This window comes from Streptomyces sp. 3N207 (assembly GCF_052246355.1).
Classification (GTDB): Bacteria; Actinomycetota; Actinomycetes; order Streptomycetales; family Streptomycetaceae; genus Streptomyces.
Genome location: NZ_JBQQBV010000008.1, coordinates 182,096 through 207,364, shown reverse-complemented (window position 1 = coordinate 207,364; position 25,269 = coordinate 182,096). Strand labels below are relative to the sequence as shown.

Annotated in this window: 20 protein-coding genes; 7 read left to right on the top strand and 13 right to left on the bottom strand. The window is 69.4% G+C overall.

Going from position 1 to position 25,269, the window contains the following annotated elements:
• Nucleotides 1–8 precede the first annotated feature (8 nt).
• Nucleotides 9–953: a heme o synthase gene (locus tag ACTWP9_RS15105; protein WP_443246637.1), complete on the bottom strand. Its 945-nt coding sequence runs from the start codon at nucleotides 951–953 to the stop codon at nucleotides 9–11.
• Nucleotides 954–1,410: 457 nt separating this feature from the next.
• Between ACTWP9_RS15105 and tkt the strand changes: the two genes are divergently transcribed.
• From tkt to pgl, 5 genes are all read left to right on the top strand, one after another.
• Nucleotides 1,411–3,486: a transketolase gene (tkt, locus tag ACTWP9_RS15100; RefSeq protein ID WP_443246636.1), complete on the top strand. Its 2,076-nt coding sequence runs from the start codon at nucleotides 1,411–1,413 to the stop codon at nucleotides 3,484–3,486.
• 93 nt (nucleotides 3,487–3,579) lie between these two features.
• Nucleotides 3,580–4,698 carry a transaldolase gene (gene tal / locus ACTWP9_RS15095; protein ID WP_443246635.1) on the top strand — a complete coding sequence of 373 codons (1,119 nt, stop codon included), beginning with the start codon at nucleotides 3,580–3,582 and terminating at the stop codon, nucleotides 4,696–4,698.
• 5 nt (nucleotides 4,699–4,703) lie between these two features.
• Nucleotides 4,704–6,239, top strand: coding sequence for a glucose-6-phosphate dehydrogenase (gene zwf / locus ACTWP9_RS15090; RefSeq protein ID WP_443246634.1), 1,536 nt, complete (start codon nucleotides 4,704–4,706; stop codon nucleotides 6,237–6,239).
• Nucleotides 6,236–7,387 (top strand): glucose-6-phosphate dehydrogenase assembly protein OpcA, encoded by a 1,152-nt coding sequence (gene opcA / locus ACTWP9_RS15085; RefSeq protein ID WP_443246633.1) that lies wholly within the window; start codon nucleotides 6,236–6,238, stop codon nucleotides 7,385–7,387. The genes zwf and opcA overlap by 4 nt, the downstream gene beginning before the upstream one ends.
• Complete coding sequence (pgl, locus tag ACTWP9_RS15080) at nucleotides 7,384–8,157, top strand: 6-phosphogluconolactonase (RefSeq protein ID WP_443246632.1); 774 nt, start codon at nucleotides 7,384–7,386, stop codon at nucleotides 8,155–8,157. Before opcA ends, pgl begins: the two co-directional genes overlap by 4 nt.
• Nucleotides 8,158–8,312: 155 nt before the next feature.
• Here the strand turns inward: pgl and pgi are convergent, their stop codons facing one another.
• From pgi to ACTWP9_RS15020, 12 genes are all read right to left on the bottom strand, one after another.
• Entirely contained in the window at nucleotides 8,313–9,995 is a 1,683-nt protein-coding gene (gene pgi, locus ACTWP9_RS15075; RefSeq protein WP_443246631.1) for a glucose-6-phosphate isomerase, read from the bottom strand.
• Between the two features lie 167 nt (nucleotides 9,996–10,162).
• A complete protein-coding gene (locus ACTWP9_RS15070) occupies nucleotides 10,163–10,498 on the bottom strand; it encodes an RNA polymerase-binding protein RbpA (protein WP_162465822.1) in 336 nt (111 codons plus the stop codon).
• A gap of 256 nt (nucleotides 10,499–10,754) precedes the next feature.
• Nucleotides 10,755–10,991, bottom strand: coding sequence for a preprotein translocase subunit SecG (gene secG, locus ACTWP9_RS15065; protein WP_443246630.1), 237 nt, complete (start codon nucleotides 10,989–10,991; stop codon nucleotides 10,755–10,757).
• Between the two features lie 140 nt (nucleotides 10,992–11,131).
• Entirely contained in the window at nucleotides 11,132–11,908 is a 777-nt protein-coding gene (gene tpiA, locus ACTWP9_RS15060; protein ID WP_443246629.1) for a triose-phosphate isomerase, read from the bottom strand.
• A 95-nt stretch (nucleotides 11,909–12,003) separates the two neighbouring features.
• Complete coding sequence (locus ACTWP9_RS15055) at nucleotides 12,004–13,215, bottom strand: phosphoglycerate kinase (protein ID WP_443246628.1); 1,212 nt, start codon at nucleotides 13,213–13,215, stop codon at nucleotides 12,004–12,006.
• A gap of 117 nt (nucleotides 13,216–13,332) precedes the next feature.
• On the bottom strand, nucleotides 13,333–14,337 hold the full coding sequence (gap, locus tag ACTWP9_RS15050; protein ID WP_443246627.1) for a type I glyceraldehyde-3-phosphate dehydrogenase: 1,005 nt from the start codon (nucleotides 14,335–14,337) through the stop codon (nucleotides 13,333–13,335).
• Between the two features lie 200 nt (nucleotides 14,338–14,537).
• Entirely contained in the window at nucleotides 14,538–15,515 is a 978-nt protein-coding gene (gene whiA, locus ACTWP9_RS15045) for a DNA-binding protein WhiA (RefSeq protein WP_016468208.1), read from the bottom strand.
• The gene (locus ACTWP9_RS15040; protein ID WP_443246626.1) at nucleotides 15,506–16,558 is read right to left on the bottom strand and encodes a gluconeogenesis factor YvcK family protein; all 1,053 of its coding nucleotides are present in this window, start codon (nucleotides 16,556–16,558) and stop codon (nucleotides 15,506–15,508) included. Before ACTWP9_RS15040 ends, whiA begins: the two co-directional genes overlap by 10 nt.
• A 5-nt stretch (nucleotides 16,559–16,563) precedes the next feature.
• Nucleotides 16,564–17,508 carry an RNase adapter RapZ gene (gene rapZ / locus ACTWP9_RS15035; RefSeq protein WP_443246625.1) on the bottom strand — a complete coding sequence of 315 codons (945 nt, stop codon included), beginning with the start codon at nucleotides 17,506–17,508 and terminating at the stop codon, nucleotides 16,564–16,566.
• 59 nt (nucleotides 17,509–17,567) lie between these two features.
• On the bottom strand, nucleotides 17,568–19,637 hold the full coding sequence (uvrC, locus tag ACTWP9_RS15030; protein WP_443246624.1) for an excinuclease ABC subunit UvrC: 2,070 nt from the start codon (nucleotides 19,635–19,637) through the stop codon (nucleotides 17,568–17,570).
• Between the two features lie 102 nt (nucleotides 19,638–19,739).
• Complete coding sequence (locus tag ACTWP9_RS15025; protein ID WP_443246623.1) at nucleotides 19,740–20,396, bottom strand: MBL fold metallo-hydrolase; 657 nt, start codon at nucleotides 20,394–20,396, stop codon at nucleotides 19,740–19,742.
• A 160-nt stretch (nucleotides 20,397–20,556) separates the two neighbouring features.
• Nucleotides 20,557–21,258 (bottom strand): maleylpyruvate isomerase family mycothiol-dependent enzyme, encoded by a 702-nt coding sequence (locus tag ACTWP9_RS15020; protein ID WP_443246622.1) that lies wholly within the window; start codon nucleotides 21,256–21,258, stop codon nucleotides 20,557–20,559.
• Between the two features lie 195 nt (nucleotides 21,259–21,453).
• Here ACTWP9_RS15020 and uvrA point away from each other — a divergent pair, with 195 nt between their 5' ends.
• Together uvrA and ACTWP9_RS15010 are read left to right on the top strand one after the other, a co-directional pair.
• The gene (uvrA, locus tag ACTWP9_RS15015; RefSeq protein WP_443246621.1) at nucleotides 21,454–24,435 is read left to right on the top strand and encodes an excinuclease ABC subunit UvrA; all 2,982 of its coding nucleotides are present in this window, start codon (nucleotides 21,454–21,456) and stop codon (nucleotides 24,433–24,435) included.
• 44 nt (nucleotides 24,436–24,479) lie between these two features.
• Nucleotides 24,480–24,926 carry a Rieske (2Fe-2S) protein gene (locus ACTWP9_RS15010; protein WP_443246620.1) on the top strand — a complete coding sequence of 149 codons (447 nt, stop codon included), beginning with the start codon at nucleotides 24,480–24,482 and terminating at the stop codon, nucleotides 24,924–24,926.
• Nucleotides 24,927–25,269 lie beyond the last annotated feature (343 nt).

The following is a 25,269-nucleotide window of genomic DNA, read 5'->3' as shown; positions in this document are numbered from 1 at the left end:
CGCGGCGCTCAGCGAAGGAACGGGTCGATGGCCACCGCGGCGAAGACCAGCGAGACATAGGTGATCGACCAGTGGAAGAGCCGCATCTCCTTGAGCTTGGCCCCCGTCAGACCGGCGCGGGCGCGGGCCCGCAGCGCGTGCGCTTCCCAGAGCCACAGTCCGCCCGACGCCACCGCGACCAGCGGGTAGAACCAGCCGACGTAGCCCAGCGGCCACAGCAGCAGGGAGACGAAGACCATCACCCAGCTGTAGACGACGATCTGGTTGGCGACGACCACATTCCCGGCGACGGCCGGGAGCATGGGCACGCCGACCCGCTTGTAGTCCTCCGTGACCTTCATGGACAGCGGCCAGTAGTGCGGCGGCGTCCAGAAGAACATCACCAGGAAGAGGATGACGGCGGCCCAGCTCACCTCGTTCGTGACCGCTGACCAGCCGATGAAGACGGGCAGACAGCCGGCGATACCGCCCCACACGATGTTCTGCGAGGTGCGCCGCTTGAGGATCATCGTGTAGACGACGACGTAGAAGAGGAGCGCGCCCAACGACAGCGCGGCGGACAGCCAGTTGACCAGCAGCCCGAACAGCAGGGTGGAGGCCACAGCAAGGCTGATGCCGAACAACAGGCACTCGCGCGGGCTGACCATCCCCGTGACGAGGGGGCGCCGCTCGGTGCGGTGCATCAGCGCGTCGATGTCGCGGTCGATGTACATGTTCAGGGCGTTGGCGCCGCCTGCGGACAGATAGCCGCCGAGGCAGGTGATGACCACGAGCCAGAGGTCGGGAACACCCTGGGCCGCGAGGAACATGACCGGGACGGTGGTCATGAGGAGCAGCTCGATGATCCGCGGCTTGGTCAGCTCGATGAACGCCTTTACGCGGGCACCGAGCGGCCGGTGGCCGCTGGGCTCCAGCGTCCCCGCAGAACGGGATTCGACGGCCGTCACGGACACCCCTGATCGCCTTATAAGGAAAAGCGAACCCGCACGGGCGCACAGCAGAAAAGGTGCAGGCCCGGGTCAAGCTCGCGCGTACCACGCCACTTTAGACGTTGGCGATATCTCCCCAGTCATGGGGGGTCACCGTGTTGGCTCCGGGCCACGCGCCGCCTTCGCAGGCCCGGTCCGGTGCAATCGGGCCGTGTTCGGCGGGCGGATCGGGGGAACAGACGTCAGCCTGGGAGTGGTGCTCCCGAGCCGCTCGCTGCCGATCGATGGGAATAGCAACTATCTCTTCACCGTTCACGCAACATTCCCGCAATCGTCGGCCGCGGCGCGGGGCGATCACCCGGTGACGACCACAGAGTGAACTGTCGAAAAGTCGCACGTCCCGGCAGAGGTACGCTCGACACCGCCCGGTGAGCGCACACACACCGGCCATCGAACATGTGGAGAGGAGCCCTGACGCAGGGTGAGCACCAAGCCGACCACCACAGACCTTGAGTGGACCGACCTGGACCAACAGGCCGTGGACACGGTTCGAGTCCTGGCCATGGATTCCGTGCAGAAGGTCGGTAACGGCCATCCCGGTACGGCCATGAGCCTGGCGCCCGTCGCGTACCTGCTCTACCAGAAGCTGATGCGCCACGACCCGACCGACCCGGACTGGACCGGCCGCGACCGCTTCGTCCTCTCCGCAGGCCACTCGAGCCTGACCCAGTACATCCAGCTCTTCCTGGCCGGATACGGCCTGGAGCTGGATGACCTCAAGGCGTTCCGCACCTGGGGCAGCCGCACCCCCGGCCACCCCGAGCACGGGCACACGGCGGGCGTCGAGACGACGACCGGGCCGCTGGGCCAGGGTGTCGCCAACGCGGTCGGCATGGCGATGGCGGCACGCTACGAGCGCGGGCTGTTCGACCCGGAGGCCGCCGAGTGCGAGTCCCCGTTCGACCACACCATCTGGGTCATCGCCAGCGACGGCGACCTGGAGGAGGGCATCTCCGCCGAGGCGTCCTCGCTCGCCGGCCACCAGAAGCTCGGCAACCTGATCGTGCTGTGGGACGACAACCACATCTCGATCGAGGGCGACACGGCGACCGCGTTCTCCGAGGACACACTCAAGCGGTACGAGGCGTACGGCTGGCACGTACAGCGCGTGGAGCAGCAGGCGGACGGCGACCTCGACCCGAAGGCGCTGTACCAGGCGCTCAAGGCGGCGCAGGCCGAGACCGAGCGCCCCTCCTTCATCGCGATGAGCTCCATCATCGCCTGGCCGGCCCCGAACGCGCAGAACACCGAGGCGGCCCACGGCTCGGCGCTGGGCGAGGAAGAGGTCGCAGCCACCAAGCGGGTGCTCGGCTTCGACCCGGACAAGCACTTCCACATCTCCGACGAGGTCCTCACGCACGTCCGCAAGGCGAGCGACCGCGGCCGCGCGATGCAGGCCGAGTGGGAGAAGCGGCTGGCCGTATGGCGCACCGCCAACCCGCAGCTCGCCGCCGAGTTCGACCGGATCCGCGAGGGCCGGCTGCCCGAAGGCTGGGAGAAGGCGCTGCCTGTCTTCCCGGCGGGCGAGTCGGTCGCCACGCGTAAGGCGTCCGGCAGCGTGCTCAAGGCGCTGGGCCCGGTCGTCCCCGAACTGTGGGGCGGCTCGGCCGACCTCGCGGGCTCCAACAACACCACGTTCGCCCAGACCTCGTTCCTGCCGGAGGGCAACCCGCTGCCGGGCGCCGACCGGTACGGGCGTACGGTGCACTGGGGCATCCGCGAGCACGCGATGGGTTCGACGATGAACGGCATCGCACTGCACGGCAACACGCGGATCTACGGCGGAACGTTCCTGGTCTTCTCCGACTACATGCGCCCGGCCGTCCGGCTCGCCGCGCTGATGAAGGCGCCCGTCACCTATGTGTGGACGCACGACTCCATCGGTCTGGGCGAGGACGGTCCGACGCACCAGCCGGTCGAGCACCTCTCCGCGCTGCGCGCCATCCCCGGTCTCAACATCGTCCGTCCCGCGGACGCCAACGAGACCTCGACGGTGTGGGCCGAGATCATGCGCCGGCACAGCAGCAAGCCGGCGCCGCACGGCATCGCGCTGACCCGGCAGGGCGTGCCGACCTACGAGGCCAACCCGGCCGCGGCCAAGGGCGGTTATGTGCTGTTCGAGGCCGAGGGCGGTCACCCGCAGGTGATCCTGATCGGCACCGGCTCGGAGGTGCAGCTCGCCGCCGAGGCGCGCGAGCGGCTCCAGGAGCAGGGCGTGCCGACCCGGGTGGTCTCGATGCCGTGCCTGGAATGGTTCGAGGAGCAGGAGCAGTCCTACCGGGACAGCGTGCTGCCGCCGGACATCAAGGCGCGCGTCGCCGTCGAGGCGGGCGTGGGCCTGACCTGGCACCGCTACGTGGGCGAGGCCGGCCGGATCGTGTCGCTGGAGCACTTCGGTGCCTCCGCGGACGGCAAGGTTCTCTTCCGGGAGTTCGGTCTCACCGCCGAGGCCGTGCACCTGGCGGCGAAGGAGTCGCTCCAGGCGGCTGCCCGCTGACAGCCGAGGGCTCCGGGAAGCCCGCCACCGGGCTTCGGGGAGCGCCCCGACAAACCCAAAGCCAACAAGACAAGCACAGGAGATGCGAATCCCATGACAGACGCACTGAAGCGCCTCTCCGACGAAGGCGTCGCGATCTGGCTGGACGACCTGTCGCGCAAGCGCATCACGTCGGGCAACCTCGGCGAGCTGATGGACGAGCAGCACGTGGTCGGCGTGACGACCAACCCCACCATCTTCCAGAAGGCGATCTCGGCGGGCGACGGCTACCAGCAGCAGGTCTCCGACCTGGCTGCCCGCCGGGTCTCGGTCGACGAGGCCGTCCGCATGATCACCACCGCGGACGTCCGGGACGCCGCCGACATCCTCCGTCCGGTCCACGAAGCGACCGGCGGCAAGGACGGCCGGGTCTCCATCGAGGTCGACCCGCGCCTGGCGCACAGCACCAAGGCCACCATTGCCGAAGCCCGCCAGCTGGCCTGGCTGGTGGACCGGCCGAACACCTTCATCAAGATCCCGGCCACCGAGGCCGGTCTCCCCGCGATCACCGAGACGATCGGCAAGGGCATCAGCGTCAACGTCACGCTGATCTTCTCGCTGGAGCGTTACCGCGCGGTCATGGACGCCTACATGGCGGGCCTGGAGAAGGCCAAGGGCCTGGGCATGGACCTGTCGCAGATCCACTCCGTGGCCTCGTTCTTCGTCTCCCGCGTCGACACCGAGTTCGACAAGCGGCTCGCGGCGCTCGGCACGGACGAGGCCAAGGAGCTGAAGAGCAAGGCGGCCGTCGCCAACGCCCGGCTCGCCTACCAGGCGTACGAGGAGGTCATCGCCTCCGACCGCTGGTACGAACTGGACAAGGCCGGCGCCAACCGGCAGCGTCCGCTGTGGGCCTCGACCGGTGTGAAGGACCCGTCGCTGCCCGACACGCTGTACGTCACCGAGCTGGTGGCGCCCAACACGGTCAACACCATGCCGGAGGCCACCCTGCAGGCCGTCGCCGACCATGGCGAGGTTACCGGCGACGCAATCGCCGGCACCTACGAGGAGGCCAAGGCCGTCCTCGACGCCATCGCCAAGCTGGGCATCTCCTACGACGACGTCGTCAAGGTGCTCGAGGACGAGGGCGTGCAGAAGTTCGAGGACTCCTGGAACGACCTGCTCAAGTCCACCGAGGCCGAGCTTCAGCGCCTTGCCCCGAAGGAGGCGTAACCGAATTGAGCAGCGCGAGCGGCACAGCCAACCCGCTGCGTGACGCTCAGGACCGACGGCTCCCGCGCATCGCGGGGCCGTCGGGCCTGGTGATCTTCGGCGTCACGGGCGATTTGTCACGGAAAAAGCTGATGCCTGCGGTGTACGACCTCGCCAACCGCGGGCTCCTCCCACCGGGTTTCTCCCTCGTCGGCTTCGCCCGGCGCGACTGGGAGGACGAGGACTTCGCCCAGGTCGTGCACGACGCGGTCAAGGAGCACTCGCGCACCCCCTTCCGCGAGGAGGTCTGGCAGCAGCTCGCCCAGGGCATGCGGTTCGTCTCCGGTGAATTCCACGACGACCAGGCGTTCGAGACCCTCAAGGGCACCATCGACGAGCTGGACAAGTCCCGCGGGACCGGCGGCAACTTCGCCTTCTACCTCTCGGTGCCGCCCAAGTTCTTCCCCACCGTCGTCTCCCAGCTCAAGAAGCACGGCCTCTCCGACGCCGGACCCGACTCCTGGCGGCGCGCCGTCATCGAGAAGCCGTTCGGCCACGATCTGAAGTCGGCACAGGAGCTCAACGCCGTCATCCACGAGGTGTTCCGGGCCAGCGAGGTCTTCCGGATCGACCACTACCTCGGCAAGGAGACGGTCCAGAACATCCTGGCCCTCCGCTTCGCCAACACGATGTTCGAGCCGCTGTGGAACCGCAGCTACGTCGACCATGTGCAGATCACGATGGCCGAGGACATCGGCATCGGCGGGCGCGCCGGCTACTACGACGGCATCGGCGCGGCCCGCGACGTCCTCCAGAACCACCTCCTCCAGCTCCTCGCCCTGACCGCCATGGAGGAGCCCACCTCCTTCGCCGCCAAGGCGCTGCTGACCGAGAAGCTCAAGGTCCTCAACTCCGTACGGCTGCCGAAGGACCTGGGCAAGTACACCGTGCGCGGCCAGTACGCGGAAGGCTGGCAGGGCGGCGAGAAGGTGCCCGGCTATCTGGACGAGGACGGCATCGACCCCAACTCCAATACCGACACCTACGCCGCGATCAAGCTGGAGATCGACAACCGGCGCTGGGCCGGCGTCCCGTTCTATCTGCGCACCGGCAAGCGGCTGGGCCGCCGCGTCACCGAGATCGCGGTGATGTTCCAGCGCGCCCCGCACTCTCCCTTCGACGCCACCGACACCCAGGAACTGGGCCAGAACGCGCTGGTCATCCGCGTCCAGCCGGACGAGGGCGTGACGATCCGCTTCGGTTCGAAGGTGCCCGGCACCCAGATGGAGATCCGGGACGTGACGATGGACTTCGCCTACGGCGAGTCCTTCACCGAGACCAGCCCCGAGGCGTACGAACGCCTCATCCTCGACGTCCTGCTGGGCGAGGCGAACCTCTTCCCCCGCCACCAGGAAGTCGAACGGTCCTGGGAGATCCTCGACCCGATCGAGCAGCACTGGGACACCCACGGCAAGCCCGAGCAGTACCCCGCCGGCACCTGGGGACCCCAGGCCGCCGACGAGATGCTCGCACGCGACGGACGGATTTGGCGGCGGCCATGAACATCGACCTGACGGACACCACGTCCAGCCGCATCAACGCCGAACTGGTCAAGGCGCGCCGCTCCCTCGGCTCGCCCGCCATGGGCATGGTGCTGACCCTCGTCATCGTCACCGACGAGGGCAACCACTACGACGCGCTCAAGGCCGCCAGCGGCGCCTCCAAGGAGCACCCCTCGCGGATCCTCGTCGTCGTCCGCCGCTTCGGCCGCTCCCCCCGCGACCGGGCACAGCACCGGCTCGACGCGGAGGTCCGCGTCGGCAGCGACGCACGCGAGGCGGGCTCCGGGGAAACGGTCATCCTGCGGCTGCACGGCGAACTCGCCTCCCACGCGCACAGCGTCGTCCTGCCACTTCTGCTGCCGGATGCCCCGGTGGTCGTCTGGTGGCCCGAGGACGCACCGGTGAACCCCTCCGAGGACCCGTTGGGCAAGCTGGCCCAACGGCGCATCACCGACTCCGCCGCGACGGAGGACCCGGTCGGCGCGCTCGGCCTGCGCGCCAGCACCTACGCACCCGGCGACACCGATCTGTCCTGGACGCGCATCACCCCGTGGCGCAGCATGCTCGCCGCCTCGCTGGACCAGAAGCAGAGCGCCATCAACTCGGCCGTCGTCGAGGGCGAGGAGTACAACCCCTCCAGCGAACTGCTCGCCCTCTGGCTCTCAGAGCGACTGCGGGTCCCCGTCGAACGCCGGATCTCCGAAGGCCCCGGCATCACCGGCGTACACCTGGAGACCGTCGAGGGCCAGATCTGCCTCGACCGCGCCAACGGCGCCCTGGCCGAACTCGCCGTCCCCGGCCAGCCCGACCGGCATGTCGCCCTCCAGCGGCGCAGCACGGCCGAGCTGCTCGCCGAGGAGCTGCGGCGGCTCGACCCGGACGAGGCGTATGCCGAAGCCGTCCGCTTCGGCATCAACAAGATCTCCGGCCCCGACCCGGCCCACCCGACCCCGGCCGCACCGGCGCCGGCCCCGGCCCCGGCCCCGGCCCCGCCGGAGGCTGCCACCACGGCGGGGGACCAGGAGCCGCCCTCCCCTTCGGAGCCGACGGAGGAGCCTGCGGCGGCGAAGCCTGCGGCGGCGAAGTCTGCGGCGGCGAAGTCGAAGTCCCGCTCGAACCCGGCGAATTCGAAGAAGGCCACGAAGTGAGCACCGCTGCCCGCGAGGTGCTGGTGCACCCCGACAAGGAGGCGCTCGCCCAGGCCACCGCGGCGCGGCTGACCACGCGGCTGGCCGAGGCGCAGGCCGCACGCGGCACCGCATCCGTCGTCCTGACCGGTGGCCGAAACGGCAACGCCCTGCTGGCCGCCCTCGCCGCCTCACCGGAGGCCCGGGAGCGGATCGACTGGTCGCGGCTGGACGTGTGGTGGGGCGACGAACGGTTCCTCCCCGAAGGCGACCCGGAACGCAATCACACCCAGGCCCACGAGGCGCTGCTGGACGCGGTACCGCTGGACCCCGCGCGGGTGCATGCGATGCCGCCCTCCGACGGCCGCTATGTGGGCGACGCCGAGGCGGCTGCCGAGGCGTACGCCACGGAGCTCGCCGCCGCGGCGGGCACCGACCCGACGGTGCGGGTCCCCGCCTTCGACGTGCTGCTCCTGGGCGTCGGCCCCGACACCCATGTCGCCTCCCTCTTCCCGGAGCACCCCGCTCTGCGGGAGACGGAGCGTACGGTCGTCGGAGTCCACGGGGCGCCCAAGCCGCCGCCTACCCGGCTGACGCTGACGCTGCCCGCGATCCGCTCCGCGCAGGAGGTGTGGCTGCTCGCCGCGGGTGAGGACAAGGCCGACGCCGTCGCCTTGGCCCTCTCGGGCCCCGGCGAACTCCAGGCCCCCGCCGCCGCGGCGCACGGCCGCTCCCGCACCCTCTGGCTCCTCGACACCACCGCGGCCTCGCGCCTCCCGGCCACCGAATAACCACTCCCCCCCACCAGGCCCCGCCTCGCCAAGGCGGGGTCCTTACTTTTCGCACGGCAACTTCTTCGCCACTTCCGCCACAGCCGCCCGAGGTGCCGTTCGAGGTAGCGGGCGGCCCGGTCGTAGGCCGCCCGCCCGTAAGTGCACCCGCGCCCTCAGGCCGTACGGCCCCGCAGCGAGCGGTAGCGGTCGACCAGGGCTGAGGTGGAGGCGTCGAGGCCCGGCACCTTCGCGCCCTCGGTGAGGGCGGGTTCGAGGCGCTTGGCGAGGACCTTGCCGAGTTCCACGCCCCACTGGTCGAAGGAGTCGATGTTCCAGATGGCGCCTTGGACGAAGACCTTGTGCTCGTACAGGGCGACGAGCTGGCCGAGCACCGAGGGGGTCAGCGCGGAGGCCAGGATGGTGGTCGTGGGCCGGTTGCCCGGGAATGTGCGGTGCGGCACCTGTGCCTCGGGGACGCCTTCGGCGCGCACTTCCTCCGCCGTCTTGCCGAAGGCGAGGGCCTGGCCCTGGGCGAACAGGTTCGCCATCAGCAGGTCGTGCTGGTCGCGCAGGTCACCGAGCTCGGCGATGGGGTCGACGAAGCCGAGCAGGTCGGCGGGGATCATTTTGGTGCCCTGGTGCAGCAGCTGGTAGTAGGCGTGCTGGCCGTTGGTGCCAGGTGTGCCCCAGACGACGGGTCCCGTCTGCCAGTTGACGGGGCCTCCCTCGCGGGTGGTCGACTTGCCGTTGGACTCCATGTCCAACTGCTGGAGGTAGGCGGTGAACTGGGACAGATAGTGGCTGTAGGGCAGTACGGCGTGCGACTGGGCGTCGTGGAAGTTGCCGTACCACAGGCCCAACAGGCCCAGCAGCAATGGTGCGTTGGACTCGAAAGGCGCCGTGCGGAAGTGCTCGTCCATGAGGTGGAAGCCGGCAAGCATATCGCCGAAGCACTCGGGTCCGATGGCCACCATCAGGGAGAGACCGATGGCCGAGTCGTACGAGTAGCGACCGCCGACCCAGTCCCAGAACTCGAACATGTTGTCTGTGTTGATGCCGAACTCGGCAACCTTCTCCGCATTGGTGGAGACGGCCACGAAGTGCTTGGCCACGGCCGCTTCTCCCCCAGCCTCCGGCCGGGAGGTGCCCCCACCCTCGAGCCCGGCCAGCAGCCAGGCGCGGGCGGCTTTGGCGTTGGTGATGGTCTCGATGGTGGTGAAGGTCTTGGAGGCGACGACGAAGAGGGTCTCGGCCGGATCCAGATCCCGGACCGCCTCGTGCAGGTCCGCGCCGTCCACGTTGGAGACGAAACGGAAGGTGATGTCCCGCCGGGTGTACGGGCGCAGCGCCTCATAGGCCATCTTCGGGCCGAGGTCGGAGCCGCCGATGCCGATGTTGACGACGTTCTTGATGCGCTCGCCGGTGTGGCCGCGCCAGTGGCCCTCGCGAACCTTGCTCGCGAAGGTGCCCATCCGGATGAGGACTTGGTGCACCTTGCGCATCACGTTCTCGCCGTCCACCCGGACGGTCGCCGACTCGGGAGTGCGCAGCGCTGTGTGCAGAACGGCGCGGTCCTCGGTGACGTTGATCTTCTCGCCGTCGAACATCGCGTCCCGCAGCCGGGCCACTCCCGCCGCCTCGGCGAGCTGCCGCAGCAGGCGCAGCGTCTCGTCGGTGACCAGGTTCTTGGAGTAGTCGATGTGGAGGTCGCCGACCCGCACGGTGTAGCGCTCGGCGCGCTCCGGATCGTCCTCGAACAGCCGCCGCAGGTGCGTGAGGCCGAACTCGTCGCGGTGCTTGGACAGCGCCTGCCACTCGGGCAGCTGGTCGAGTCGGGTGCGGCCTTCAGCGTTCATCAGCGAAACCAGCCCATTCCTCTCGTAACGAACCCCGCCGTCTCCAACCTAGACGATGGACGGCTCGGCCGCGCACCGCCCCTCGGTGCATGGCCGAGCCGTCCATCGTTCGGTGTCACGAGTGTTGTACGGCCCATGACGGCGCCGGGGGATGGGCCCGGACCGCCTCAGATCTCGCCCCGGAGCTTGGCGAGCGCCTCGGCGAGGATGGCTTCGCCGTCGGCATCGCTGCGCCGCTCCCGCACATAGGCGAGGTGGGTCTTGTACGGCTCGGTGCGCGGGGGGTCCGGTGGGTTGTCCCGGTCCTTCCCTGCTGGGAAGCCACAGCGCGGACAGTCCCAGGTCTCCGGGATCTGCGCGTCGCTGGCGAAGCTCGGCTGGGTCTCATGCCCGTTGGAGCACCAGAAGGAGATGCGGAGGCGGGGCGCGGACTCGCCTCGCTCGGCCTCCCCCATCGGCCCCGCTCCGACCCGGCTGCCCCGGATCGCGTTGCCACTTGCCACGGTCGTAACTCCCTGCCTCACGGTGCCACGGAGCGTCGGCACTGCGCGCTCCGCTGCGGGCGCCCTAGTGTACGTAGGGCCCAACGCACGCCCGGTGACCGGAGTTACTGCGTCGGTACCGGACGCGAACCCTCATGATAGGCAGGGGGTGCAACGCCCTGTCAGCCGTTGTGCAGGCTGCAACTGGCAAATGCCGTGTCCCGCTTGCCGGATCGGACCCGTATGCCGCCCGGATCGGATCCGTACGACGCGGCGCTCAGTTCTCGAACTTCATCAGCAGGCCGAGCACGACGATGATGGCGAACCATGCCAGCCCGACGACGACCGTGATCCGGTCGAGGTTGCGCTCGGCGACCGACGAGCCGCCGACGGAGGACTGCATACCGCCGCCGAACATGTCGGAGAGGCCGCCGCCCTTGCCCTTGTGCATCAGCACCAGCAGCAAAAGCAGGGCACTGAAGACGATGAGGGCGATTGAGAACCCCATGACCACGGCTGGACCAACTCTCTCGGATCGTGGCTGGACACTTAACGTTACGAACGCTTACGGGGGCCGGAGCACGAGCCCGGCCCCCGCAAGACTACGACGGGCTGCGGCCCCGCGTCACACGGCGGCGATCACCGACGGCCGGCTCACTGGTCGCGGAAGCGGACGATCTTGACGAACTCCTCCGCGTCCAGCGAGGCACCGCCGATCAGCGCGCCGTCGATGTCCGGCTGCGCCATGATCTTGGCGACGTTGCCCGCCTTGACGGAGCCGCCGTACTGGATGCGGACCTGCTGCGCGGTCTCCTCGTCGTACAGCTCGGCCAGCCGGCCGCGGATCGCGCCGCAGACCTCCTGGGCCTCCTCCTCGCCGCAGACCTTGCCGGTGCCGATGGCCCAGACCGGCTCGTAGGCGATGACCAGCTCGACCACGGCTTCGGCGGGTACGTCCTTGAGACCGCCGTCGACCTGGGCGAGGGTGTGGCTGACGTGGTTGCCAGCCTCGCGGACCGCCAGCTCCTCACCGACGCAGACGATCGGCGTCAGGCCGTGCTTGATCGCGGCCTTCACCTTGGCGTTGACGACCGGCTCGTCCTCACCGTGGTACTGACGGCGCTCGGAGTGGCCGATGGCGACGAAGGTGCAGTTGAGCTTTGCCAGCATCGGAGCGGAGATCTCGCCGGTGTAGGCACCGGAGTCGTGCGCCGAGAGGTCCTGCGCGCCGTACTTGATCCGCAGCTTGTCGCCGTCGACCAGCGTCTGGACCGAGCGCAGGTCGGTGAAGGGCGGCAGGACCGCGACCTCCACGGCTTCGTAGTCCTTGTCCGTGAGCGCGAAGGCGAGCTTCTGGACGTGGGCGATGGCCTCGAGGTGGTTGAGGTTCATCTTCCAGTTGCCCGCCATCAGCGGGGTACGGGTAGCCATGCCCCTCCTTCCTTGTTCGCTTCTCCGCCCGCGCGGCGCAGTGCGAGTTTCGTAGTTGTCCGCGGCCCGGCAGCCGCGCGTGCGACGCTCACGCGTCAATCCTCCAGTGCGGCCAGGCCGGGAAGCGTCTTGCCCTCGAGATACTCGAGGCTGGCGCCGCCGCCGGTCGAGATGTGTCCGAACGCGTTCTCGTCGAAGCCCAGCTGACGGACCGCGGCAGCGCTGTCGCCGCCGCCGACGACCGTGAAGGCGGGAGAGTCGAGCAGACCCTGTGCGACGGCCTTGGTGCCCTCGGCGAAGTCCGGGTGCTCGAAGACGCCCATCGGACCGTTCCAGAAGACGGTGGCCGCATCGGCGAGCTTCGCGGCGTAGAGCTTACGGCTCTCCGGGCCGATGTCCAGGCCCTCCAGCTCGGCGGGGATGGCATCCGCTGCCACGACCGTCGGGTTGGCCGGTTCCTTGGTCTTCAGATCGGGGAAGCCGGGGGCCGCCAGCACGTCGACCGGCAGCACGAACTCCACACCCAGCTCCTCGGCGCGCTCCAGATAGCCCTTGACCGCGGGGATCTGGTCCTCCTGGAGCAGCGAATTGCCGACCTCGTACCCCTTGGCCTTGAGGAAGGTGTACGCCATACCGCCGCCGATCAGCAGCCGGTCGGCCTTGCCCAGCAGATGGTCGATGACGCCGAGCTTGTCCGAGACCTTGGCGCCGCCCAGGACCACGGCGTAGGGCCGCTTGACGTCCTCGGTGAGCTTCTTCAGCACGCCGACCTCGGTGGCGATCAGATCGCCGGCGGCGTGCGGAAGGCGCGCCGGGAGGTCGTACACCGAAGCGTGCTTGCGGTGCACGGCGCCGAAGCCGTCGCTCACGTACGCGTCGGCGAGTGCGGCCAGCTCGTCGGCGAAAGCGCCCCGCTCGGCGTCGTCCTTGCTCGTCTCACCGGCGTTGAAGCGGAGGTTCTCCAGCAGCGTGACCCCGCCGTCGGCGGTCTCGCCGACGGTGGCCTTCGCGCTGTCCCCCACGGTGTCGGCCGCGAACGCGACCTTGGTGCCGAGGAGTTCGCCGAGCCGCTGCGCGACGGGCGCGAGCGAGAACTGCGGGTCCGGGGCGCCCTTGGGGCGGCCCAGATGGGAGGCCACGACCACGCGTGCGCCGCTCTCGGCGAGCTTGCGGATCGTGGGGACGGCGGCCCTGATCCGGCCGTCGTCGCTGATGGTGCCGCCGTCAAGCGGGACGTTGAGGTCGGCACGGACGAAGACCCGTTTGCCGGACACGCCCTCGCCGACGAGTTCGTCGATCGTCTTCATGGATGGCTCCTGGTTCGGTCCCGGGGCAGCAACCCGGGGAATACGCAGAAAACGCAGCATGGGACAGGGCTCGTGCGCGGCGCACGAGCCCTGTCGTTCACCTCGGTCCGCCCGGGTTCAGAGCTGGGAGCCGACGTAGGTGGTGAGGTCGACCAGCCGGTTGGAGTAGCCCCACTCGTTGTCGTACCAACCAATGATCTTGGCCTGGTTGCCGTCGACCATGGTGAGGGAGGCGTCGAAGGTGCAGGACGGCGGCTGGTTGACGATGTCCGAGGAGACGATCTGGTCCTCGGTGTACTCGACGATGCCCTGGAGCTGACCCTCGGCGGCCTTCTTGAAGGCGGCGTTGACCTCGTCCTTGGTGGTCTCGCGCTTGAGATCGAGCACCAGGTCGGTGACGGAGCCGGTGGGGACCGGGACGCGCATGGCGATTCCGTCCAGCCGGCCCTTGAGCTGCGGCAGGACCAGCGCGGTGGCCTTGGCGGCACCGGTGGTGGTCGGGATGATGTTCTCGGCGGCGGCCCGGGCGCGGCGCAGATCCTTGTGCGGGAAGTCCAGGATGCGCTGGTCGTTGGTGTAGGCGTGCACCGTGGTCATCAGACCGCGCTCGATGCCGAAGTTCTCGTCCATGATCTTCGCCATCGGCGCCACACAGTTGGTGGTGCAGGAGGCGTTGGAGATCACGTGGTGGTTGGCGGCGTCGTACTTGTCCGCGTTGACGCCCATCACCACCGTGATGTCCTCCTGCTTGGCCGGAGCCGAGATGAGGACCTTCTTGGCGCCCGCCGCCAGGTGCTTGGCAGCGTCGTCGCGCTTGGTGAAGATGCCGGTGGACTCGACCACGATGTCGGCACCCAGCTCGCCCCAGGGGAGCTTGGCCGGGTCCTTCTCCGCCATCGTCTTGAAGGTCTGCTTGCCGACCGTGATGGTGTCCTCGGTGTGGCTGACCTCCTGCTGGAGGCGGCCCAGCACGGTGTCGTACTTGAGCAGGTGCACCAGGGTGGCGTTGTCGGTCAGGTCGTTGACACCGACGATCTCGATGTCCGCACCCTGGTTCAGCAGCGCGCGGAAGTAGTTACGACCGATACGGCCAAAGCCGTTGATGCCTACGCGGATCGTCACGAACCGATCTCCTCGCTAGGTACGCCGGTACGGACACCGGCGAGGGCTGTTTGGGATGTCCCCGACCGACTCCGACCCTACCTCTCCATTGCGGCGGGGCTCACATCGGCCGGGCGGGCAAATCCGGACGGCTCAGGCGAGCACGGGGCGGCTCAACTGGCCATTGCGCCGGGCCCTGGGCCAACCGCAGCCCGGTCGGATCAGCCGACCATTTCCTCGGTCAGATTCGACTCGGTTCCGGGGATCCCGAGGTCCTGTGCGCGCTTGTCCGCCATGGCCAGCAGCCGCCGGATCCGGCCCGCCACCGCGTCCTTGGTCAGCGGCGGATCGGCGAGCGCACCCAGCTCCTCCAGCGAAGCCTGCTTGTGCTCCATCCGCAGCCGCCCGGCCGCGGCAAGATGCTCGGGCACCTCGTCGCCGAGGATCTCCAGCGCGCGCTGCACCCGGGCACCGGCGGCGACGGCGGCGCGGGCCGAGCGGCGCAGATTGGCGTCGTCGAAGTTGGCGAGCCGGTTGGCGGTGGCCCGCACCTCCCGGCGCATCCGCCGCTCCTCCCACGCCAGCACCGACTCATGGGCGCCGAGGCGGGTCAACAGCGCGCCGATGGCGTCACCGTCCCGGACGACGACGCGGTCCACGCCGCGTACCTCGCGGGCCTTGGCGGCGATCTGGAGTCTGCGGGCCGCGCCGACCAGGGCCAGCGCCGCCTCGGGCCCTGGGCAGGTGACCTCCAGCGACGAGCTGCGCCCCGGCTCGGTCAGCGAGCCGTGCGCCAGGAACGCGCCGCGCCAGGCCGCCTCCGCGTCACAGGTGGCCCCCGAGACCACCTGCGGGGGCAGCCCTCTGATGGGGCGGCCGCGGCCGTCGACGAGGCCGGTCTGCCGGGCGAGCTGGTCACCGCCCGCAACCACCCGTACGACGTACCGGCTGTTGCGGCGCAGTCCGCTGGGGGCCATCACCACCAGGTCGGAGGAGTGTCCGAAGATCTCCAGGATGTCCTTGCGGAGCCGGCGCGCCGCAATGCCCGTGTCCAGCTCCGCCTCGATCACGATCCGGCCGCTCACCAGGTGCAGCCCACCCGCGAAGCGCAGGATCGACGAGACCTCTGACTTCCGGCAGCAGGTCCGGGTGACGGGGAGCCGGGAGATCTCGTCCTTCACCGCAGGCGTCATCGCCATGGGCCGATCCTTCCATGCATCCGAAAAATACGGTCGTACGCGGCGGCCAGCAGCTCCGGGTCGTGCCGGGCGACTCCTTCCCCGGACTCGGTCCGGGAGGTGCCCCCAGCTGCCGCTACCGGCGCCAGCTCGACCTTCCCGCCGAGCTGGTCGGCGGCCTCGCTCAGGGAGTCCTGGTCGGGCACGGCATCCTGGTCGGCCAGCACCACGTCGAAGGCGAGTTTAGGTGCGTGTCGGGCCAAAACCTCCAAATGACGCTGCGGGGAAAAACCGTCCGTTTCCCCCGGCTGGGGAGCAAGGTTGAGAGAGAGGACCTTCCGGGCCTTGGTCCCGGTCAGTGCCTCCAGCAGCTCCGGCACCAGCAGATGCGGGATGACGGAGGAGAACCAGGAGCCGGGGCCGAGCACCACCCAGTCGGCGTCCAGCACGGCGCGTACGGCCTCGGGGACCGCTGGTGGGTCGTTGGGGACCAGATGCACTTCCTGCACCTCACCGCGGGTGAGCGCGACGGTGGCCTGGCCCCGGACGGTGGACAGCTCGTCGGGGCGCGCGGGGTCGTGACCGCGCACGCTGGCGCGCAGCTCCAGTGGCACGGCGGACATGGGCAGCACCCGGCCGTGCGCCCCCAGCAGCTTGCCGACCAGATCGAGTGCCTGGACGTGATCGCCCAACTGTTCCCACAGGGCGACGATCAGCAGATTGCCGACCGCGTGTTCGTGCAGCTCGCCTCTGCTTTCGAAGCGGTGCTGGATGACCTGGGCCCAGGTGCGGCCCCATTCATCGTCCCCGCACAGCGCCGCGAGCGCTTTGCGCAGGTCGCCGGGGGGCAGCACGCCCAGTTCGTCGCGGAGCCGGCCGCTGGAGCCGCCGTCGTCGGCGACGGTGACCACCGCTGTGAGGTCTCCGGTGATACGGCGCAGCGCCGTCAGCGACGCCGACAGGCCCATGCCGCCGCCGAGCGCCACCACCTTGGGCTGCTTGGAGGTGAGGCCGCGCAGTGTCGCGCGCCGTCCGACCAGATGCCGCAGGCTGCTAGGGGCCATGGGCGTCACTCACGTCCCATGTCGCGGTGGACGATCACCGTCTCCACACCGCCGTCGGAGAGCCTGCGGGCCAGCTTCTCGGACATGGCGACGCTGCGGTGCTTGCCGCCGGTGCAGCCGACGGCGACGGTGACGTACCGCTTGCCCTCCCTGCGGTAGCCGGCGGCGATCAGCTGGAGCAACTCGGTGTAGCGGTCCAGGAACTCCTTGGCACCGGGCTGGTTGAAGACGTAGTTGGAGACCTCCTCGCTGGTGCCCGTGTAGGGGCGCAACTCGGGGACCCAGTGCGGGTTGGGCAGGAAGCGGCAGTCGACCACCAGATCGGCGTCCACGGGCAGCCCGTACTTGTAGCCGAACGACATGACGGTGGCGCGCAGTTCGGGCTCTTCCTCACCGGCGAACTGGGCGTCCAGCTTGGCGCGCAGCTCGTGCACGTTGAGGCTGGAGGTGTCGATCACCAGATCGGCGTCGCCGCGCAGCTCGCGCAGCAGATCGCGTTCGGCGGCGATGCCGTCCACGATGCGCCCGTCGCCCTGCAGCGGGTGGGGGCGGCGCACGGACTCGAAGCGGCGCACCAGCGCCTCGTCGGACGCCTCCAGGAAGACGATCCGCCGGGCGACGTTGAAGGCCGCGAGGTCGGCGAGCGAGCCCTTGAGGTTGTCGAAGAAGTTACGACCGCGTACGTCGACCACGACGGCGATTCGGGCCACGTTCCCCTGCGACCTGGCGCCGAGCTCGACCATCGTCGGGATCAGCTCGGGCGGGAGGTTGTCGACGACGAACCAGCCCAGATCCTCCAGACACTTGGCGGCGGTGCTGCGGCCGGCGCCCGACATCCCGGAGATGATCACCAGCTCCGGAATGGTCGCGCCCGCCGCCTCCTCCGGCTGCGCCGGTTGGGGCGTACTCACTTCGGCTCCGTCTCCGCGCTGCTCGCGTTCCGCGCTCATGCTGTCATCCCCCGACATGTCGATCTTCGTGCCACCGGTTCACTCTTACTCGTTCTTGTTCACTCTTCTTCAACGATCTCACCGGTTGCCGTGTTCACCGCGGGGCCCGGGGCCGCCGCCTGGGAGAGGGCCGCGGCGACCGTCTCGGCGGTCTTCCGACCCACGCCCGGGACCTGGGAGATCTCCTCGACGGAGGCCGCACGCAGCTTCTTGACCGAGCCGAAGTGCTTGAGCAGGGCTTTCTTACGAGTCTCCCCCAGACCCGGCACGGCATCCAGCGGGCTGCTGCGGAGCCGCTTGCCGCGCTTGCCCCGCTGATAGCGGATCGCGAAGCGGTGGGCCTCGTCACGGACGCGCTGGAGCAGGTAGAGGCCCTCGCTGCTGCGCGGCAGCACCACCGGATCGCTCTCGCCGGGCAGCCACACCTCCTCCAGCCGCTTGGCCAGCCCGCAGACGGCCACGTCGTCGACGCCGAGCTCGTCCAGCGCTGCCTGCGCCGCCGCCACCTGCGGCTGGCCGCCGTCGACGACCACCAGCTGCGGGGGGTAGGCGAACTTCTTGGGACGGCCCTCCTCGTCCCGGGTGGCGCCCTGCGCCGGCTGCTGGGGCGCGGTCCCGGTGGCGGGGCGCGGCTGGGAGGTCCCGCCCTCAGGGCCGGACTCCAGCTCGCCGCCCAGCTCCTCCTCCGGCCACTCGCCGGTCTTCTGCTTCTCCACCAGATAGCGGCGGAAGCGGCGGCTGATGACCTCGTGCATGGACCGGACGTCGTCCTGCCCCGCGAAGGATTTGATCTGGAAGCGGCGGTACTCGCTCTTGCGGGCCAGGCCGTCCTCGAAGACGACCATGGAGGCCACCACGTCGTCGCCCTGGAGGTGCGAGATGTCGAAGCACTCGATCCGCAGCGGCGCCGAGTCCAGGTCGAGCGCCTCGGCGATCTCCTCCAGGGCGCGGGAGCGGGTGGTCAGATCGGAGGCACGCTTGGTCTTGTGCAGCACCAGGGCGTGCTCGGCGTTGCGGTTGACCGTCTCCATCAGGGCACGTTTGTCGCCGCGCTGCGGGATGCGCAGGCTCACCTGGGCGCCCCGGCGTTCGGTCAGCCACTGGGTTATCGGCTCCACCGGTTCGGGCAGCGCCGGGACCAGCACCTCCTTGGGCACGCCCCCGCTGCCGCCGCCGACGGACGCGTCGCCCTGTTCGGCGCCGTAGAGCTGCTGGAGGGCGTGCTCGACCAGCTCGGCGGTGCCGATCTCCTCGACCTTGTCGGTGACCCAGCCGCGCTGGCCGCGTACCCGCCCTCCCCGTACGTGGAAGATCTGGACGGCCGCCTCCAGCTCGTCCTCGGCCACCGCGATCAGATCCGCGTCGGTGGCGTCGGTGAGCACCACCGCGTTCTTCTCCATCGCCCGCTTGAGCGCGTCGATGTCGTCCCGCAGCCGGGCGGCGCGTTCGTACTCCAGCTCCTCGGCCGCCTCCTGCATCTCGCGCTCCAGGCGGCGCAGGTACGAACCCGTGTGCCCGGCCATGAAGTCGCAGAATTCCTCGGCGAGTTCGCGGTGTTCCTCGGGGGTGACCCGGCCGACACAGGGCGCCGAGCACTTGCCGATGTAGCCGAGCAGACAGGGGCGGCCGATCTGCGCGGAGCGCTTGAAGACCCCCGCCGAGCAGGTGCGCACGGGGAAGACGCGCAGCAGCAGATCGACCGTCTCGCGGATGGCCCACGCCTGCCCGTACGGACCGAAGTAGCGCACGCCCTTCTTCTTCGGGCCGCGCATCACCTGGACGCGGGGGAACTCCTCGTTCATCGTCACCGCGAGGGACGGGTAGCTCTTGTCGTCGCGGTATTTGACGTTGAACCGCGGGTCGAACTCCTGGATCCAGGTGTACTCGAGCTGGAGCGCCTCCACCTCCGTGGTCACGACGGTCCACTCGACGGAGGCGGCCGTCGTCACCATCGTGCGGGTGCGCGGATGCAGCCCGGCGAGGTCCTGGAAGTAGTTGTTGAGCCGCTGGCGGAGGCTCTTCGCCTTGCCGACGTAGATCACCCTGCGGTGCTCGTCACGGAAGCGGTAGACCCCGGGCGAGTCGGGGATCTCTCCCGGTTTGGGACGGTAGGTGGAGGGGTCTGCCATGTGGCCCACCCTACTGTCGCGCACCGACAACGATCAGCGTGCGGCCGCCACGGGAAGGCGCGTGGCACCCGTGTCCACGCCCTCCCGGTACCGCTCCGCCGACTACCAGCCGCGTTCGCGCCACTCCCCCAGGTGCGGGCGCTCCGCGCCCAGCGTCGTATCGGCGCCGTGGCCGGGGTAGACCCAGGTTTCGTCGGGGAGTTGGCCGAAAAGTTTGTTCTCGACGTCGTCGATGAGGCGGGCGAAGTTCTCCGCGCTGCCGAAGGTGTTGCCCACTCCGCCCGGGAAGAGGCAGTCACCGGTGAACAGGTGCGGGTGGCCGCTCGGGTCGTCGTAGACCAGGGCGATCGAGCCGGGGGTGTGCCCGGTCAGATGGCGGGCTGTCAGCTCGACCTCGCCGACGCGCAGCGTGTCACCGTCGTCCAGCAGCACATCGGTGGGGACGGGGATGCCCTCGGCGTCGTGCCGTCCGGCGTAGGTGCGCGCACCGGTGGCCCCCACCACCTCGGCGAGTGCCTGCCAGTGGTCGCCGTGCCGGTGCGTGGTGACGACGGAGGCGATGCCGTCGTCACCGATGAGGCCGAGCAGGGTCTGCGCGTCGTTCGCGGCGTCGACCAGCAGTTGCTCGCCGGTGGCCCGGCAGCGCAGCAGATACGCGTTGTTGTCCATGGGGCCGACGGCGACCTTGGAGATCATCAGATCTCGCAGCTCATGCACATCCGCGGGGCCGCCGACCTGTACCGTTCCGCTGTATGGCATGCCGCCAGCCTATGCCGCGTCGGCCTCATTTTGCTTGCTCGGCATGGGGGCGTAGCTACCCAGCCCCTGCTGGGACGGGGCTGCCCCTTCCTGCCCGTTGCAGGCCGCGCGTGTGTTGTGGCTGGTCGCGCAGTTCCCCGCGCCCCTTTGGGGCGCGCACCTACAGCGCCGGCAGCGGCGGCAACGGTCCCCGTGCCGACAGGCCGCTGCCGTTCGTACGTCCGGTGAGCCAGCCGACCAGTGCGACGGGGCTGCCGGCCACCACGAGGGGGCCCTCCGTGCCGGCTTCGGCCGCGCCGGTGCGCCACGTCCTGCCGTCCTCGGCGCGCAGCTCGACGGCGACCGGGATGTCGGGGTGCTCCGAGAAGCGGCGGGCCATGTTGGCCAGCTCCCGGTCCACGAAGGTGCCCGGCAGGTCCTCCAGCGTGTATCCGATGCCGAGGTCCACGTGGTGCAGCTCGACCTCGATCCAGCGGCGGAACGGGATGGAGGAGGCGAGATCGGTCACACCGTTGCGGAGGGTGACGGTGCGGTTCCAGTCCTCGTCCCCGAGTGCCGCGAAGGCGCTCTCCAGTCGGGAGGAGCTGGCCCGGACATCGTCGACGAGCTCGTCGAGGGAGCGGCCGGCGCCACGCTCGATGTCCGCCTCGCGGGCTTCCGCGCCGGCGTACATCGGCTTGCCCGCCAGCACGTTGACGAGGGCTTCGGCGTTGCGCGCGAGGTGGGTGAGCACGTGGGCGCGGGTCCAGCCCGGCAGATGCGAGGGCTCGGCCACCTCGGGGGCCTCCAGCTTGACGGTGTGGCTGAGGAGGTGACCGGTCGCGGTCCGTACGAGTTCGGCGTCGTGCGCAGGCGTGGTCATGATCCAAAGCTACTGGGGTCCCTCGTTCGTGGGGAAGATGGCAAGGCCCGCCAGAATTCGAAAGCACGTGCTATAGAGTCAGGTCCGGCTCCCGAACCGGAAGCGAACGACACTCCGGGCGGCGCCGTCCTACTCTTGGTCGGGGTTCCCGCGCCGTCGCGGGCCCCGATTCCCACACGAAAGGTGCCAACAGGCGTGGCCGATCGTCTTCTCGTCCGTGGCGCTCGCGAGCACAACCTGCAGAACGTCTCGATAGACCTCCCCCGTGACTCGCTCATCGTGTTCACGGGGCTCTCGGGCTCCGGGAAGTCCTCGCTCGCCTTCGACACGATTTTCGCCGAGGGCCAGCGACGCTACGTGGAGTCGCTGTCCGCCTACGCACGGCAGTTCCTCGGGCAGATGGACAAGCCCGACGTCGACTTCATCGAGGGCCTCTCCCCCGCGGTCTCCATCGACCAGAAGTCGACCTCGCGCAACCCGCGCTCGACGGTGGGCACCATCACCGAGGTCTACGACTATCTGCGGCTGCTCTACGCCCGCATCGGCAAGCCGCACTGCCCGGTCTGCGGCCGGCCGATCGCCCGCCAGTCGCCGCAGGCCATCGTGGACAAGGTGCTCGACCTGGAGGAGGGCAGCCGCTTCCAGGTGCTCTCCCCGCTGGTGCGCCAGCGCAAGGGCGAGTTCGTCGACCTCTTCAACGAGCTCCAGACCAAGGGCTACAGCCGCGCCCGGGTCGACGGAGCGACCATCCAGCTGTCCGAGCCGCCGCAGCTGAAGAAGCAGGAGAAACACACGATCGAGGTGGTCGTCGACCGCCTGACCGTCAAGAGCAGCGCCAAGCGGCGGCTCACCGACTCGGTGGAAACCGCGCTCGGCCTCTCCGGCGGCATGGTCATCCTCGACTTCGTCGACCTGGAGCCGGACGACCCGCAGCGTGAGCGGATGTACTCCGAGCACCTGTACTGCCCCCAGGACGACCTCTCGTTCGAGGAGCTGGAGCCGCGCTCCTTCTCCTTCAACTCGCCCTTCGGTGCCTGCCAGGTGTGCACCGGCATCGGCACCCGGATGGAGGTCGACCCGGAGCTGATCGTCCCCGACGAGGACAGGTCGCTGGACGAGGGCGCACTGCACCCCTGGTCGCACGGGCACACCAAGGAGTACTTCGGCCGCCTCATCGGCGCGCTGGCCGACGCGCTCGGCTTCCGTACGGACATCCCGTGGGCGGGGCTGCCCGCGCGCGCCAAGAAGGCACTGCTGTACGGCCACAAGACACAGGTGGAGGTCCGCTACCGCAACCGGTACGGCCGGGAGCGCGCGTACACCACCGCGTTCGAGGGCGTCGTCCCGTTCGTCAAGCGGCGGCACTCGGAGGCGGAGACCGACAGCAGCCGGGAGCGCTTCGAGGGCTATATGCGCGAGGTGCATTGCCCGGCCTGTGAGGGCACCCGGCTCAAGCCGCTGGTGTTGGCCGTGACCGTGCAGGGCAGGTCCATCGCGGAGGTCTCCGCGATGTCGATCAACGAGTGCGCCGACTTCCTGCGCGAGATGAAGCTGTCCGGACGCGACCGGCAGATCGCCGAGCGGGTCCTCAAGGAGGTCAACGAACGGCTGCGCTTCCTGGTCGACGTCGGCCTGGACTATCTGACGCTCAACCGCGCCGCAGGCACCCTCTCCGGCGGCGAGGCCCAGCGCATCCGGCTGGCCACCCAGATCGGCTCCGGGCTGGTCGGCGTGTTGTACGTACTGGACGAGCCCTCCATCGGGCTGCACCAGCGCGACAACCACCGGCTGATCGAGACCCTGGTGCGGCTGCGCGACCTGGGCAACACGCTCATCGTCGTCGAACACGACGAGGACACCATCAAGGCGTCCGACTGGGTGGTGGACATCGGCCCCGGCGCCGGCGAGCACGGCGGCAAGGTCGTCCACAGCGGACCGTTGAAGCAACTGCTGGCCAACGAGGACTCCGTCACCGGCGAGTATCTGTCCGGCAAGCGCGAGATCCCCACCCCACCGGTGCGCCGCCCCATCGACCCGGAACGGCAGTTGACCGTACGCGGCGCGCGTGAGAACAACCTCCGCAACATCGACGTCTCCTTCCCGCTGGGCGTCCTGACCGCCGTCACGGGCGTGTCCGGGTCCGGCAAGTCGACGCTGGTCAACGACATCCTCTACACGCACCTGGCGCGCGAGCTGCAGGGTGCCAAGACGGTGCCCGGCAGGCACACCCGCGTCGAGGGTGACGATCTGGTCGACAAGGTGGTGCACGTCGACCAGTCGCCGATCGGCCGTACGCCGCGCTCGAATCCGGCCACGTACACCGGCGTCTTCGACCATGTGCGCAAGCTGTTCGCCGAGACGACGGAGGCGAAGGTCCGCGGCTACCAGCAGGGCCGCTTCTCCTTCAACGTCAAGGGCGGCCGCTGCGAGAACTGCGCGGGCGACGGCACCATCAAGATCGAGATGAACTTCCTGCCGGACGTGTACGTCCCCTGCGAGGTCTGCCACGGTGCGCGCTACAACCGGGAGACCCTGGAGGTGCACTACAAGGGCAAGAACATCGCCGAGGTCCTGGACATGCCGATAGAGCAGGCCCTGGACTTCTTCGAGGCGGTGCCCGCCATCGCCCGTCACCTCAGGACGCTCAACGATGTCGGCCTGGGATATGTGCGGCTCGGCCAGTCCGCGCCGACTCTTTCGGGTGGCGAGGCGCAGCGGGTGAAGCTCGCCAGTGAGCTCCAGAAGCGGTCGACGGGACGCACCGTCTACGTGCTGGACGAACCAACGACCGGCCTGCACTTCGAGGACATCAGGAAACTGATCGGCGTCCTGGACGGCCTGGTCGAAAAGGGCAACTCGGTGATGGTCATCGAGCACAACCTCGACGTCATCAAGACCGCCGACTGGGTCGTGGACCTCGGTCCGGAGGGCGGTAACGGCGGTGGGCTGGTGATCGCCGAGGGCACTCCGGAGCAGGTGGCTGCGGTGCCGACCAGCCACACCGGTAAGTTCCTGCGCGACGTGCTGGGCGACCGGGTCAGCGACGCGGACCCGGTGAAGCCCGTTGCGAAGAAGGCCCCCGCGAAGCGCGCCGCCGCGAAGAAGGCCCCGGCCAAGAAGGCCACCGCCGCCGCAAAGGGTGCCGCCGCCAAGAAGTCGGCAGCCCGCAAGAGCTGATCGAGTGCGCACGCCTGGTGCGCCGAACGGTGCCGCGGACTAGAGTGCGGCGCGTGACGACGAGCGAGGAAACGCCGACCACGCGCCGCACTGTGCTGTGCGGCGCCGCGTTGGCCGCACTGGGACTGACGGCCGCGGCGTGCGGCGGAGGCGGCGGAGGCGGCGGATCCGACGAGGAGTCGGCGGCACCGGCGTCCGACAAGCCTGTCGAGCTGGGCGACGCGGAAGCCGTGCCGGTGGGCGGCGCCAAGCTGTTCGCCGAGCAGAAGATGGTGGTGTCACAGCCCGAGAAGGGTGATTTCAAGGCGTTCAGCGCCGTGTGCACCCACCAGGGAGCCCTGCTCGGCGAGATCGACGGTGACGTCGCGGTGTGCCCGCGGCACGGAAGCCGTTTCCAGGTGGACACCGGCAAGGTGGCAAAGGGCCCCGCCGCCAAGGCGCTGCCCTCGGTACCGGTGAAGGTGAAGAAGGGGAAGCTCATCGCGGGCTAACGGTTGGTGGAGCCCCCTGCGGCCAACCGGTGGAAGAAACGCAGCGTTTCCTGCGACTTCCTTCCGTCCCTCTGGTGTGGACAGGTCCCCCTTGGGACCCTGTGCGGCACTGTGCGCAAAAAGTGCCGAGAACACTGGTCTTTGTGGGGGACGTTGTGAGACAGGTCCACGCTCGCGCAAGACTCGCCAGGTCGCTGCTCCCAGCAGCCGTCTCCGCGCTGCTGGCAGGTCTGCTGCCGGCCGGCACGGCCTTGGCGACGGCCGACGAATCCACCGCCCGACCGACAACAACAGCCTCAGCCGTTGACGAGCCGCGACCGGAGCCGGAAGCCGTGGCCGACGG

Excerpts from the sequence above, each read along its gene's own strand:
- tal (WP_443246635.1), top strand. The coding sequence starts at position 3,580 with ATGACAGACGCACTGAAGCGCCTCTCCGACGAAGGCGTCGCGATCTGG.
- opcA (WP_443246633.1), top strand. The coding sequence starts at position 6,236 with ATGAACATCGACCTGACGGACACCACGTCCAGCCGCATCAACGCCGAA.
- pgi (WP_443246631.1), bottom strand. The coding sequence starts at position 9,995 with ATGAACGCTGAAGGCCGCACCCGACTCGACCAGCTGCCCGAGTGGCAG.
- tpiA (WP_443246629.1), bottom strand. The coding sequence starts at position 11,908 with ATGGCTACCCGTACCCCGCTGATGGCGGGCAACTGGAAGATGAACCTC.
- ACTWP9_RS15055 (WP_443246628.1), bottom strand. The coding sequence starts at position 13,215 with ATGAAGACGATCGACGAACTCGTCGGCGAGGGCGTGTCCGGCAAACGG.
- whiA (WP_016468208.1), bottom strand. The coding sequence starts at position 15,515 with ATGGCGATGACGCCTGCGGTGAAGGACGAGATCTCCCGGCTCCCCGTC.
- ACTWP9_RS15040 (WP_443246626.1), bottom strand. The coding sequence starts at position 16,558 with ATGGCCCCTAGCAGCCTGCGGCATCTGGTCGGACGGCGCGCGACACTG.
- rapZ (WP_443246625.1), bottom strand. The coding sequence starts at position 17,508 with ATGAGCGCGGAACGCGAGCAGCGCGGAGACGGAGCCGAAGTGAGTACG.
- uvrC (WP_443246624.1), bottom strand. The coding sequence starts at position 19,637 with ATGGCAGACCCCTCCACCTACCGTCCCAAACCGGGAGAGATCCCCGAC.
- ACTWP9_RS15025 (WP_443246623.1), bottom strand. The coding sequence starts at position 20,396 with ATGCCATACAGCGGAACGGTACAGGTCGGCGGCCCCGCGGATGTGCAT.
- ACTWP9_RS15020 (WP_443246622.1), bottom strand. The coding sequence starts at position 21,258 with ATGACCACGCCTGCGCACGACGCCGAACTCGTACGGACCGCGACCGGT.